The sequence below is a fragment of the Hymenobacter glacialis genome (assembly GCF_001816165.1).
GTDB lineage: Bacteria > Bacteroidota > Bacteroidia > Cytophagales > Hymenobacteraceae > Hymenobacter > Hymenobacter glacialis.
On record NZ_MDZC01000079.1, the window covers coordinates 18,373 to 30,418 of the forward strand.

12 protein-coding genes are annotated in these 12,046 nt (G+C 59.7%); 6 read left to right on the forward strand and 6 right to left on the reverse strand.

The annotated features are described in order from the left end of the window. Nucleotides 1–64 precede the first annotated feature (64 nt). The 5 genes from BEN48_RS12300 (at nt 65) to BEN48_RS12320 (ending at nt 5,790) form a co-directional block, all read left to right on the forward strand. On the forward strand, nt 65–832 hold the full coding sequence (locus tag BEN48_RS12300) for a DUF4097 family beta strand repeat-containing protein (protein ID WP_070735236.1): 768 nt from the start codon (nt 65–67) through the stop codon (nt 830–832). Nucleotides 833–941: 109 nt separating this feature from the next. Then, nucleotides 942–1,694, forward strand: a complete 753-nt coding sequence (locus BEN48_RS12305) for a DUF4097 family beta strand repeat-containing protein (protein ID WP_070735237.1) — start codon at nt 942–944, stop codon at nt 1,692–1,694. Nucleotides 1,695–1,872: 178 nt separating this feature from the next. After that, nucleotides 1,873–4,446, forward strand: coding sequence for a DUF5916 domain-containing protein (locus tag BEN48_RS12310; RefSeq protein ID WP_083321035.1), 2,574 nt, complete (start codon nt 1,873–1,875; stop codon nt 4,444–4,446). Between the two features lie 188 nt (nt 4,447–4,634). Next, nucleotides 4,635–5,429, forward strand: coding sequence for a HipA family kinase (locus BEN48_RS12315; RefSeq protein WP_070735238.1), 795 nt, complete (start codon nt 4,635–4,637; stop codon nt 5,427–5,429). Next, a complete protein-coding gene (locus BEN48_RS12320) occupies nt 5,407–5,790 on the forward strand; it encodes a DUF3037 domain-containing protein (protein ID WP_070735239.1) in 384 nt (127 codons plus the stop codon). The genes BEN48_RS12315 and BEN48_RS12320 overlap by 23 nt, the downstream gene beginning before the upstream one ends. A gap of 90 nt (nt 5,791–5,880) precedes the next feature. On the opposite strand, the gene BEN48_RS20200 is transcribed toward BEN48_RS12320, so the two are convergent. From BEN48_RS20200 to BEN48_RS12340, 5 genes are all read right to left on the reverse strand, one after another. Beyond that, nucleotides 5,881–6,042 carry a hypothetical protein gene (locus BEN48_RS20200; protein ID WP_158010173.1) on the reverse strand — a complete coding sequence of 54 codons (162 nt, stop codon included), beginning with the start codon at nt 6,040–6,042 and terminating at the stop codon, nt 5,881–5,883. A gap of 120 nt (nt 6,043–6,162) precedes the next feature. Continuing rightward, nucleotides 6,163–7,371 (reverse strand): glycoside hydrolase family 26 protein, encoded by a 1,209-nt coding sequence (locus BEN48_RS12325; RefSeq protein ID WP_158010174.1) that lies wholly within the window; start codon nt 7,369–7,371, stop codon nt 6,163–6,165. Nucleotides 7,372–7,431: 60 nt separating this feature from the next. After that, nucleotides 7,432–8,190: a WecB/TagA/CpsF family glycosyltransferase gene (locus tag BEN48_RS12330; protein ID WP_070735241.1), complete on the reverse strand. Its 759-nt coding sequence runs from the start codon at nt 8,188–8,190 to the stop codon at nt 7,432–7,434. A 59-nt stretch (nt 8,191–8,249) separates the two neighbouring features. Then, nucleotides 8,250–9,302, reverse strand: coding sequence for a glycosyltransferase (locus tag BEN48_RS12335; protein WP_070735242.1), 1,053 nt, complete (start codon nt 9,300–9,302; stop codon nt 8,250–8,252). 21 nt (nt 9,303–9,323) lie between these two features. Further along, complete coding sequence (locus BEN48_RS12340; protein WP_070735243.1) at nt 9,324–10,199, reverse strand: glycosyltransferase family 2 protein; 876 nt, start codon at nt 10,197–10,199, stop codon at nt 9,324–9,326. Here BEN48_RS12340 and BEN48_RS19165 point away from each other — a divergent pair. Further along, nucleotides 10,183–10,365, forward strand: a complete 183-nt coding sequence (locus BEN48_RS19165) for a hypothetical protein (protein WP_158010175.1) — start codon at nt 10,183–10,185, stop codon at nt 10,363–10,365. The genes BEN48_RS12340 and BEN48_RS19165 overlap by 17 nt on opposite strands. A 268-nt stretch (nt 10,366–10,633) precedes the next feature. Here BEN48_RS19165 and BEN48_RS12350 read toward each other — a convergent pair whose 3' ends face one another. After that, the gene (locus BEN48_RS12350; RefSeq protein ID WP_070735245.1) at nt 10,634–11,974 is read right to left on the reverse strand and encodes a flippase; all 1,341 of its coding nucleotides are present in this window, start codon (nt 11,972–11,974) and stop codon (nt 10,634–10,636) included. Nucleotides 11,975–12,046 lie beyond the last annotated feature (72 nt).

Genomic DNA, 12,046 nt, shown 5'->3' on the forward strand with positions numbered 1-12,046 from the left:
CAACGCGGCGCCGGCTTTCCGGTGCCGCGCCGGTACCTCACTTCCTACATTTTCCCCTCTATTTATGAATAAGCTCATGTTGCTCGCAGTAGCGGGCCTACTGGCCGCCCACACCGGGCAAGCCCAGGAATACAAAACCAAGCTCGGCGGCAAGGACCGCAAAATCGTCATCGACATGCAGGGCAGCGACGTGACGGTGGAAGGCACCGACGGCAACGAGCTGGTGATAACCGGCAACGGCTACGAAGAAGTACCCAAGCGGGCGGAGGGCCTGCGCCCTATCTACAACTCGGCCGTGGACAACACCAAAATTGGCTTGTCGGTCATTCAGACCGATAATACGGTGCGTATCGTGAAGGCCTCGCGCAAAGACACGAAGTACACCATTCGGGTGCCGCGCAACTCGGCTGTGCAGTACAACCAAACCAACTGGAACGGCGGCGACATTCAGGTGCGCGACGTGAACGGCGACCTGGAAGTAAACGTGAAAAACGGCGATATCCGGCTGACCAACGTGGCCGGCCCCGTGGTGGCCAACACCGTGAGCGGCGACATTCAGGTGCGGTTTGCGGCCCTGCGCCAGGGGCCCACGTCCATTTCAACCGTGAGCGGCGACGTGGACGTGAGCATGCTCGCCAACACCAAAGCCACGCTGAAGCTGCGCTCGGTATCGGGCGAGGTCTACACCGATTTCGACATCAACCTGGGCAAAGGCGAGGACAACATGCGCCACATTGGCGGCCAGGTAGTGGACGGTAGCGTGAACGGCGGCGGCAATTCCATCTCGCTCAAAACGGTGAGCGGCGACATTTTTGTCCGCAAATCCAAGTAGTAACGCGCCTTAGCGCGTTCGCCGCCAGCACAACTACCAACCTTTCTGACTTAACCGCCAACCCGCGCCAAGGCTCGGCCCAACATCCACCTTTAATTTCTGTAACATCATGCGTCGCCTCTTTTTCTTATTCTTGCTGGTTCTTGCCGTGAGCGGCGCCCAGCCGGCCACGGCCCAAAAAATTGTTGAGAAAACCGCGAATCTGGCCCCTGGCCAACGGGTATTCCTCAACCTGCGGCAGGCCACCAACATCCGCATTCGCAGCGGCGCCAGCGGCAAAATGACGCTCAAGGCCTCGGTGAGCATCAACCAAAACAAGTTAAACGATGCCCTGCTGCTCACCACCGAGCAAGCGGGCGACGAGCTGAAGCTGACGTCGGCATTCGACAAGGAACTGCTGCGCAACGCCCAGCCCGGCGACTGCCCCAACGGCGGCGCTTACTACGGTGAGTCCTACAACACCACCATTACCAACGGAAAAGTGAGTGGAGGGCATGACCGCGACGGCCGCACCGTCAACCAGGTGTGCGCCATCATCAACTACGAAATCACGGTGCCGGCCGACGTGGTGCTGCGCGTGAGTACCATCAGCGGCGACATCGACATTGCGGGCCTCACCGGCGCCATCGACGCCAAGTCCATCAGCGGCTTTGTGGACGTGACCTGGCCCCCCACCACTGGGGCGGAAGTGTCGCTTAAAACCATTACCGGCGAAGTGTACACCGACCAGGACGTGGCCTTCAGCAACCGCAAAGACAACCCCATTGTGGGGTACCAGCTCCGGGGCACGCTCCGGGGCAGCGGCCCCCTCGTCAAGCTCGAATCCATCAGCAACGACGTGTATTTCCGCAAGCGGAAGTAATCATTCCAAGTACGGGCAGTTTCCCCGCAAAATGAGGCCAACGCATGACTTTAAAACTGCTGCGGCTGCACAATAGGACCGTTCTACAGGTGGGATTTACAGGTATTTTTTCCGGTTTTGCAGCGGGGCAGGGATTCCTGCGTCCCTGGATTTGTCTTCACTTTAGCTTCTCTGGGCTATGACTTTTACCTTTTCTCTGCGCGGAGTAGTGTTGTATTTGGGGCTAGTGGGTGCGGCGCAATCGGCCCTGGGGCAAGTGGCCGCACCCAGCGCGGCTGCGGCCCCTGCAACGGCCGCACCCAAGCGCCAGCTGGCGGCCGTACGCATTGCCCAGCCCATGAAAATAGACGGCGTGCTGGACGAGGCCGCGTGGGCCGAGGCCCAGCCCGCTACCGACTTTGTGCAGCAGCGCCCCAACCCCGGCGTGCCCGAGAAGCACCGCACCGAAGTGCGCGTGCTCTACGACGACGCGGCCATTTACGTGGGCGCTGTGATGCACGATGTGTCGCCCGATTCCATTCCGCGGGAGCTGACGGAGCGCGACGTATTCGGCAATTCCGACCGGCTCGGCTTTTTCCTTGACACGTACTCCGACCAGCTCAACGGCTACAGCTTCGTGGTGACCAGCAGCGGGGTGCAGGCCGATGCCCGCTACTCCCCGGCCGGCGGCGAGGACTTTGCCTGGAACGCCGTGTGGGAAAGCCGCACCGCCCTGCGCGGCACCGACTGGGTGGCCGAATTGCGCATTCCGTACTCGGCCATCCGCTTCAGCACCGCCGACGTGCAGCGCTGGGGCGTGAATTTTTACCGGCAGCGCCAGCGCGAAAACCAGCGTTTCTACTGGAACGAGGTGAAGCCCCAGGTCGACGGCTTTGTGAACCAGTGGGGCGTACTCACGGGCGTGCAAGGGGTGAAACCGCCGTTGCGCCTCTCGCTCACGCCCTACGTGTCGGGCTACGTGAATCATAACCCGCTCAGCACCGAGGGCACCAAGCGCACCACCACCAGCTTCAACGGCGGGGCCGATGTGAAGTGGGGCATCAACGAGAGCTTCACGCTGGACGCCACGCTCGTGCCCGACTTTGGGCAGGTGCAGAGCGACAACCAGGTGCTCAACCTCTCGCCCTTTGAGGTGCAGTTCAACGAGAACCGGCAGTTTTTCACGGAGGGCACGGAGCTCTTCAACAAGGGTAATTTGTTTTACTCGCGCCGGGTGGGGGCCACGCCCATTGGGTTTTACAACGTGGCGGCCGGCCCCAACGAGCGGCTGCTGCGCAACCCCGCCGAAACGCCGCTGTTGAACGCCACCAAAATATCGGGCCGCACCAGCAAGGGCCTGGGCGTGGGCATTTTCAACGCCGTAAGCAACGATGTGTACGCCACCCTGCGCCACGAGGAAACGGGCGCCGAGCGCCGGGTGCTGACGCAGCCGTTCAGCAACTACAACATCGTGGTGTTCGACCAGAGCTTGAAGAACAATTCCTTCGTCAGCCTCGTCAACACCAACGTAACGCGCGCCGGCAGTACTTACGACGCCAACGTGACCGGGGGGCTGTTCCGCTTCGCCAACAAGGCCAACGCTTACGCCGTGGACGGCCGCGTGGTGTATTCGCAGCGCCGGGGCAAGGCCTTTGATAGCGCCGAGAACATCAACGACCCGAACGGCTACAAGTACCAGGTGGGGCTGAGCAAAATCAGCGGCAGTTTCACCTGGAGCCTCACCCACGGCATCGAGTCGGACACCTATAATCCCAACGACCTGGGCATCTTGTTCGGCAACAACAACATCCAGCAGTCCCTTGAGGGCGGCTACCGCATCTACAAGCCCTTCTGGAAGGTCAATAACCTGTTCACCCACGGCGGGGTGAGCCACACGCTGCTTTACCAGGACGTGCGCAACCGCTCGCGGTACCAGGGCATTGGATTCTACTCCGGGGCCAATACCACCTTCACCAAGAGCTTTCTGCAGGTGGGCTTTAACCTGAACGGCGACGCCGCGCAGCACGACTTTTTTGAGCCGCGCGTGTACCCGCTGGGGGAGTACTACGTGCGCATCCCGGGCAGCCTCAACGTCAGTGGGTTTTTCAACACCGACGCCCGCAAAAAATGGGCCCTGAGCGGCAATGGCGGCATTCGGCGCTACGCCGCCGACGCCCAGGTGCCGGGCCGCCCCAACCGCATGGGCTACGGCCTGGGCTTCTACCCGCGGTACCGCGTCAACGACCACCTCACGTTCCGCTACAGCACGGACTTCAATTTCCGGGACAGCCAAGTGGGGTATGTCAACGGCGGCCTCGACGCCAGCCACCCCCTGGACCAGCCGCTGCTGGGCACCCTCCTGCTGGGCCGGCGCAACGTGCTCACGGTATCGAACGTGGTGTCGACGGCCTACACCTTCACCAACCGCATGTCGTTCACGCTGCGTATGCGCCACTACACCAGCAATGTGCGCTACGCCGACTTCACGGCCCTGCTCCCCAACGGTGTGGAAACCCCCGTGGACTACCAGCGCAACCGCAACAACACCTACAACGCCTTCAACATCGACGCCGTGTACTCGTGGTGGTTTGCGCCCGGCTCCCAAATCAGCGTGGTCTGGAAAAACGCCGGCACTACTTACCTGCAGGCCGAGGAAGCCACCCCGCAGTACTTCGACAATTTCAACAACACCATCAACACCCCGCACAATAACTCGGTGTCGGTGAAGGTGCTCTACTACCTCGATTACCTGGCCCTGCGCAAAAAGCAGTAGGGGAGGAGACCCCTGCACAGTAGTAGGCCGTCATGCTGCGCCTGTCGAAGCATCGCTACCGCATTTATAAGAACGTCATGCTGAGCGTAGCCGAAGCATCTCTACTGCGAGAGTAATTCATTTACTACTGCGGTAGAGATGCTTCGACAGGCTCAGCATGACGTTCTTTGCGCTGTAATTACCTCCTTATGCCGGCTACCAGTGCCCCTGAACTCCGAACCGTGGCCGTGACGCGCTACGTGACCCCGCTGCGCGAAGGCGGCTCCCTACCCGCCTTGGTCGAAGCCGACGACAACTTCCTCTACGTGCTCAAGTTTCGGGGCGCCGGGCAGGGTGTGAAGGCCCTCATTGCCGAGCTCATTGTGGGCGAAATGGCCCGGGCACTGGGCCTGCGCGTGCCCGAGCTGGTGTTTTGCGAGCTCGACGAAGCATTCGGCCGCACCGAGCCCGACGAGGAAATTCAGGACCTGCTGCGCGCCAGCACCGGCCGCAACCTGGCCCTGCACTACCTCTCGGGCGCCATCACCTTCGATGCGCTGGTAACCACCATCGAGCCGCGTTTGGCTTCGCAGATTGTGTGGCTCGATTGCCTGACGCTGAACGTGGACCGCACCGCCCGCAACACCAACCTGCTCATGTGGCACAAGGAATTGTGGCTTATCGACCACGGCGCGGCCCTCTACGCCCACCACGCCGGCCCCGACTGGGCCCAGCCGCGCCCACGCCCCTTCCCGCAGGTGAAAGACCACGTGCTGCTGCCCCAGGCCAGCGAGTTGGCCGAAGTAGATGCCGAGAGCCGCGCCAAACTCACGCCCGAGCGCATTCAGGCCGTGGTGGCGCTCGTGCCCTCCGAGTGGCTCACCAATGGCGACGCCCCCGCCGAAGCACAGCGCGCCGACTACGTGCGCTTCTTGGAAACCCGCCTGGCCGCCGCCGAAACCTTTGTTCAGGAAGCCCAAGATGCCCGCAATGCACTTATTTGAGTACGCCGTACTTCGCGTGGTGCCCCGGGTGGAGCGCGAAGAATTCCTGAACGTGGGCGTGGTGCTTTACTGCCGCTCCCTTGGCTTCCTGCAAACCCGCTTTCAACTGCCCGAAGCCAAGCTGAAGGCCGTGGCTCCCGCCTTAGATGTAGCCGAAGTGCAGGCCCGCCTGCAGGCCTTCGAGCGCATTTGCCAGGGCCGCGCGGCCGGGGGCACCATCGGGCAGTTTGGCATTGCCGAGCGGTTTCGCTGGCTCACGGCCACCCGCAGCACCATCGTGCAAACTTCGCCCGTGCACCCCGGCCTGTGCGCCGACGCGGCCGAAACCCTGGCCCGGCTCTACGCCCAACTGGTGGAGTAGCCGTGCTGGTTGCCTTGGCCACTTTTGGACTGGTGCCGGCAATTGGAGGGCAAACCGACCCCACAAGTCGTGGGTAGCAGGTGCCTCGTCTTAAAAAGCAATGGTGGCCGCTCCATCGACAGCGTTGGCGGGCAGCACGAGCCTAATCAGCACGTTGCCCAGCGTGTTGGTCTGCACCAAGCGCTTGCGTCCCTTGATGAGCTTGCCGGCGTCGAAGCCCACAGTCTGCTCCGTGGCCGCGTCTTTAGCCACTGCGAGTCGAGGACGATAACCGTGGGCCATACTTTTTCGGTCCGAGCCCGACTGCTCACGGTCAGGCAGGATTGAAGAACGGGCTGAGAGTTGGTCTACCGGAGGTTGATTGGCAGGATGCTACTTGGTTGATTTATTTTGGGGCCTTAGCGTGTAGAAGCTGGGCAATTGTCCCCCAAAGGCCGGCAAGGCATTGCGCTGGAATGTTCGAAAGTCGGGTGCGGCTGGGTGTGTCAGGGGGGGCGTCCAGAACGTCTTGGTTGAATTGGACCACACCATGCAATAAGCCGGGCCGGGCTGCGCCCCCAACAGCGGCAGCAGGCGCTGGGTATACCACGCCGGGTCACTCACGTTTTCCAGGCCGGTTTCGGTGAGTGCGGCCACTTTTTGATGGCGGGCGGCGTAGTTGGCCACCAGCTTCATTTTTTGCAGGGCCACCTCGGGGAGCACATCGGGCCGCAGGTCGCCGTAATTGTCCAGGCCCACCACGTCGACATAGGCATCGCCAGGGTAACGCTCCAGCAACTGCGACTCGTTGGCGAAGTTGCGGTCGGGCGACCAGGCGTACAAAAAGCTGTGCACCTGCAGGCTGTCGCGCAGGTAGGTCACCGTAAACTGATAGAGTTGCTGGTATTCGGGCGCAGTGCAGTGGCTCTTGCCCCACCAAAACCAGTCGCCGTCCATTTCATGAAACGGCCGGAAAATAATTGGTATCACCCGGCCATCGGCCCCAATCAAAGAGTTGGCGTATGCCGCAATTTCCCGCAGGGAATTGGTGAATACCCGGTGGTGGCTGCCCCCCGGCAACAGGCGGGCCACTGCTTCCACGGGCGAGTCGCGCCAGTTCACGCTCACCTTCGACACAGGGTTGTTGTAGTGCCAGCTATAGGTATTGATGCCGCCCCTGTTGTAGGCGTCGATGGTGAGTTGGCGCAACAACTGTTTTTCGTGCTCCACCACGGGACCAGTGTAGAAGCCCGCAATGCTTTCCAGGTCCCAGCCATACACGGCCGGGTAGGCACCGGTTACCTCCCGCACGTCCGACTTGCCGGGCGGTACGGGGGCTGCCTGGTAGTCCTTGGTCCAGCCGTAGCCCTTGCGGGTATCGTTCTGGTGGCCAAACAACACGTGCCGGCCCGCCAAAGCGCGCAGGTTGGCGAACAGGGCAGCCGTTTCAGGTGTGGCAGCTTTATCGGTGAGGGCGGCGCGGGCTTGGGTCAGCTGCTTGCTGGGTTGTGGCCGCGCCAGCTGGCTGCCACTTAGCGCCAAGCAACCGCTGAGCACGGCACAGAAGACAACCAAAAGCATGGCCCGGCGGGTAGTTTGCATCAGCATCGAATTAGAATTGTGGCCAGCTAAGATTAAGCACGTGTGCACAAGCAACCGTTGTTACGAATGTTCTTTCTGCTGCTTTCGTTGTCGGTAAATGATGGGAATGAACGCGGTGCTGTCGATGAAGTAGCGGCGGAACAGCCGGGTGGGCTCGTTAGCAAAGCGCCAGAACCATTCCATGTGCAGCTGCCGCATGGCCTTGGGCGCCCGCTTGATGGTGCCGGCCTCAAAATCGAAAGAAGCCCCAATGCCCAGCGCCACGTTAACGTCTAGGCTTTCGATGTGGCGGTATATCCACTTCTCCTGCTTGGGAGCGCCCACGCCCACAAACAACAGGTGAGGCCTGGCGGCGTTCACCATGCGGACGATGCGGCCGTTTTCCGCATCGTCTTTTTCGAAGCCAAACGGGGGGCTGTAGGTGCCCACTACCTGCAGGCCAGAGAATTTTTGGCTGAGGGCTGCAGCAGCCTTTTCGGCCACGCCTTCCAGGCCGCCTAGAAAAAATACGCGGTGCCCGCGGGCCGCGGCGTGCTGGCACAGCGCCGGAAACAAATCGGAGCCCGTAACCAGCGCTTTTAGCGGCGTCCCCAGAATTTTGGCGGCCCAAATCAAGGGGTTGCCGTCGGCCAGCACCAGCGCCGCATTCGCGTAGATGCGCTCAAACTCCGGGTCGGTTTCCAGCTTCACAACGTGGTCGAGGTTGGGCGTTACCACATACCCTTTGGCGCCGCTGGAAACCAGGCGGTCAATTTCCTGGATGGCCTCCTGCTGCGTGACGTTGTTGACCAGCGCCTTGCCGATTTTTATCTTTTCCACTGCGGCGAAGCTTTAAAAAGGGATGATACGAAATACATAAACCAAGCGCTGCCGACCCGCTACGCCAGCAGGGCCCGGTATTGCTGCAGGTACCCGGCCACGCAGGATTTAATGGAGTACTCCCGGTCAGTAATCGGTTCGGTGTTTTGCATGAGTTGGGCAACATGGCCGCTTTCGTACTCCTGAAATATGAGGTACAGCGCCTGCGCGCAAGCCTGGCTGTCGCCCTTGGCAAACAAAAAGCCGCGGGGCGTGCGACCTATAATCTCGGCCGGTCCCTCAATGTCCGACGCCAGCACCGGCAGGCCGGCCGCAAAACCTTCCAGCAGGGTCAGGCCAAAACCCTCGTAGCGCGAGGGCTGCACCAGCAGGTGGTAGTGGCTCAGGTTGGCGTACAGCCAGTCGCGGTTGCGCTCGCCAGCTAAGCTGACCTCTTGCGTCAAGCCCAATTCCGCCACCAGGTTTTGGAGGAAGGGCAAGGAGTCGCCGCTGCCGATGATGTCGAGATGGAAGTTGGCGTAGCCGTAGTTGTTTTTCACGAGGTGCAGGGCATTCAGCAGCACATCCTGTCCTTTTTTTTGGTGCATGAGGCGGCTAATCTGCACCAGTTTAATGGGCTGTCCGGCCAGGGAGTAGTCCGTTCGCTTCCGGAACGAGGCAACGTCGATGCCGTTGTACACCTTTGCAATGGGCCGGTCGAAGCGCTGCGCCAGCTCCTGTTGCACGGCGTCGGAAATAGCCACCAGGGCGGCGTAGTAGTGGTAGTGCTTGCTCGGAATGCCGATGTCGTGAATGGTGTAAAGCAGCTTGCCTACCCTGGCCCGAATGATTTTGCCGATGTCCGGCTCGTGGCAATGAATGATGTCGGGGTTGAGCCGGCGAAGCAGCAGGTTGAACTTGAGCAGCGGCCAGGGGTTGCGGCTGCCTTCCCGGCGGTCGATTTTGTGCACTGCCACCCGTTGGTCGAGCTTATCGAGCAAGGCCTGACTGTGAATGTTGTTGACGATGACCAGCGCCGTGTCGTGCTCCTTGCACATCTGGTTCAGCAGGTCAACGGCCAGCACCTGTGCACCGCCCATCTCCAGCGTAAAAAAGCAATGCACGATTTTCATGGCGTTCGGTTGCAGACGGGGCTACTTCAGCGTAATCAGTTTTTGCAAAGCGACAGCAGGCGTGAGGGCAACCACCGATTTATAGAGGCCTTTCAGCGGTAGAGAAGATGCCTCAACAAGGGCCCGCGCTTGCGGCTTCAAGTCGGCCGCAACGCCCAGTAACAACGCGTGGTGGAGCTTTGCCCGGTACTGCACCGGGTCAAGGGCATACAGGTCGGCGCCATAAAGCCCAAAATACGCCTGCAGGTAGGCAAATTTGCCGGCAATGGCTTCGCGGTTTTTCAGGCGTAGCGTTTTGGTCAGGTTGTCGGTGCGGTCCTGGTCCATCCACGTCACTAGTTTCGGCACCACCCGCTGCGGTTCGGTGGCTTTGATAATGCGCAGCCAGTTCAGGTTTTCATACGCCCGAAACTGCTCGAAAAACGGAAATTCCAGCAGCGTTTTTTTCTCGATGACGTGGGCGAAATCGCCGAACACGCTTTCGGTGAGCCATTCTGCATAGGTAGTGTGGTAGGGAGCAGTGGCTGACTTATTAACGTTGGGGGAGCTAAAAAACAGGAAATGCCGCACCAGGGGGTTCGCATTGACGTGACCGAAAACGGTATCCAGACCATCCGGGAAAAGCTTGTCGTCGCTGTCCAGAAACAGAACGTAGTCGCCGCTGGCTTGCTCTACGCCGCGGTTACGGGTGTAATTCACGCCCCGGTTCCCGGGGTTCTTGAACAGCCGCATGTTCGGAATATCTAACGTCTGCAGCAGTTCGAAGGAGCCGTCGGTAGAGCCGTCGTCCACTACAATTACTTCGTAGTTGGCTGTGTGCGATTGAATGCTGCCCAGACAGCGCGGCAAATCGGCTTTGCGGTTATATACCGGAATGACGATGGATATCTTCTTCATGGGCGGGGGCGGATTTGTATTCACGAGCGTAGGACTTGAATCCTACCAAGCAGGCCAGAGTGCTGATGGATATCGGCGTGGTGTTGATGGCAATGGAATTGTTGCCGGAAGCAGTCAGCAGAACGAACTGGAAAGGAAGCGCCAGCTTGTGAAACAGGCTGAATAGCAGCAGCGTGAGCAGCCCCTACAGCACGCCCGGTCAGGACGGTGCCGAATTTTAAAACCCGGATTAGCCAGGAATTCCTGATGACGTCAGACTTTACGAAGTGCATGGCCGGGTGCAGGCGAAAAATGCCCCCACTGGCGGGGGCCGACTGTGGGTGGTGCAGCGCATCGAGCACGCAGGTCCCCAAAAAAAGGAACAGCATCAGCAGCAAGAATGATATTTCCTTTTCGGCGTTCATGGCTACTAGGCAGTTGAGCAAGTTGCAGGACTAGCGGCCCAGCTTCCGTTGGAGGGTTTGGACGAGGGGCACCACCGCAGCGGCTATGTACGCGTAGCTAAAGTAGCTGCCATTGAGGACCTGAATGCCTTTGCGCCGCAGGTATACCCACATAATCAGGGCAATGGAAGCCTCGGTGAGCAGCCAGGCCCAGGCACCGCCAATGTAGCTAAACTGGCTGGCCAGCCACAAATTCAGCCCGAGGCCAATCACGCCACCGGAGGCAATGATGTAGGTATAAGGCCGGTCCATCTTTAAGTTTACCATGGTTTGCACGCCCATCAGGTTGCTCAGGCCCATAATGACGGGAATGAAACAGAGAATGCGCAGCACGGCAATGGAAGGAGCAAAGGCCTGGCCGTAGAAGATGGTGATGATGAACGGCGCCAGCAGCCACACGCCCGCGCCCATCAGCGCGGTGAGGTACACAATGAACGGGGCCGTCATCTGAATGCGCTCGATGCCTTTCTCGCGGCTGATGCCGAAGCTTTCGCCGATGTACGGAAACAGCGACATGCCGATGGGAATGGTGACGATGGTGTGCATGATGATAACCAGGCGCCAAGAGGCCGAAAAGAAAGCCACCGCCTCGCTGTTCTGCACCAGGCCCAGAATGAGGGTAGTGGCATAGGTGTAGACGTTGATGGAAACAAACGAGAAGAAGATGACCCGTTCGCTCCACAGGTGGCGCAGCACCTGTTGGAGGGGCACATAAAACAGCCGAATCTGGTATTTGCGCACAGCCCACGCAAAAGCCACAACGCCCACTAACACGTGCGCCACCCCAATCAGCAGGGGCTGCCACACGTAGTCCTGCCGCTCTTTAATGACCACCAGCACGCACACGGTAAAGAGGAGCTTGGTGATGAAGTTGAAAATGGCAATGTTGTAGAGCTCCTGCATGCCCTGGTAAAGCCAGTTGGGCGTGAGCACGAAGGAAAACACAATCAGGAAGGAGTAGATGGCCACCTGCTTTTCCTCGCGCAGCTGCGGCAGCGTGTCGAGCAGCACCAGGAAGATGAGCAGGGACACGGCAAACAGCAGCAGCTTGGCATACAGTACTTGGTTGAACAAGTGACTGCGGGCCTCAACATCGTTGCGATTCAAGGCAATGGCACGGGTGGCGGTCAGGTCGAAGCCGTAGTTCGTGAGCAGAATGAAGTACGACATGATGACGCTGGCAAAATTAATAACCCCGAATTTTTCGGGTCCAATGATGCGTACGATGATGGGGATGGAGATAATAGGCAGCACATTGTTGGCCACCTGCAGCAGGCTCAGCGATAAGAAGTTTTTGAACAGGCTGCTGTTCTGTTTCACCAATTTGGCCATTTTGAAGCGCTAATCAGGGTAATAGTGCGGCAGGAATCCAGTTGCCGGAGGTGATGAGTGCTGGGCTTGAAC

Excerpts from the sequence above, each read along its gene's own strand:
- BEN48_RS12300 (WP_070735236.1), top strand. The coding sequence starts at position 65 with ATGAATAAGCTCATGTTGCTCGCAGTAGCGGGCCTACTGGCCGCCCAC.
- BEN48_RS12305 (WP_070735237.1), top strand. The coding sequence starts at position 942 with ATGCGTCGCCTCTTTTTCTTATTCTTGCTGGTTCTTGCCGTGAGCGGC.
- BEN48_RS12310 (WP_083321035.1), top strand. The coding sequence starts at position 1,873 with ATGACTTTTACCTTTTCTCTGCGCGGAGTAGTGTTGTATTTGGGGCTA.
- BEN48_RS12315 (WP_070735238.1), top strand. The coding sequence starts at position 4,635 with ATGCCGGCTACCAGTGCCCCTGAACTCCGAACCGTGGCCGTGACGCGC.
- BEN48_RS12320 (WP_070735239.1), top strand. The coding sequence starts at position 5,407 with ATGCCCGCAATGCACTTATTTGAGTACGCCGTACTTCGCGTGGTGCCC.
- BEN48_RS12325 (WP_158010174.1), bottom strand. The coding sequence starts at position 7,371 with ATGCAAACTACCCGCCGGGCCATGCTTTTGGTTGTCTTCTGTGCCGTG.
- BEN48_RS12335 (WP_070735242.1), bottom strand. The coding sequence starts at position 9,302 with ATGAAAATCGTGCATTGCTTTTTTACGCTGGAGATGGGCGGTGCACAG.
- BEN48_RS19165 (WP_158010175.1), top strand. The coding sequence starts at position 10,183 with ATGGATATCTTCTTCATGGGCGGGGGCGGATTTGTATTCACGAGCGTA.
- BEN48_RS12340 (WP_070735243.1), bottom strand. The coding sequence starts at position 10,199 with ATGAAGAAGATATCCATCGTCATTCCGGTATATAACCGCAAAGCCGAT.
- BEN48_RS12350 (WP_070735245.1), bottom strand. The coding sequence starts at position 11,974 with ATGGCCAAATTGGTGAAACAGAACAGCAGCCTGTTCAAAAACTTCTTA.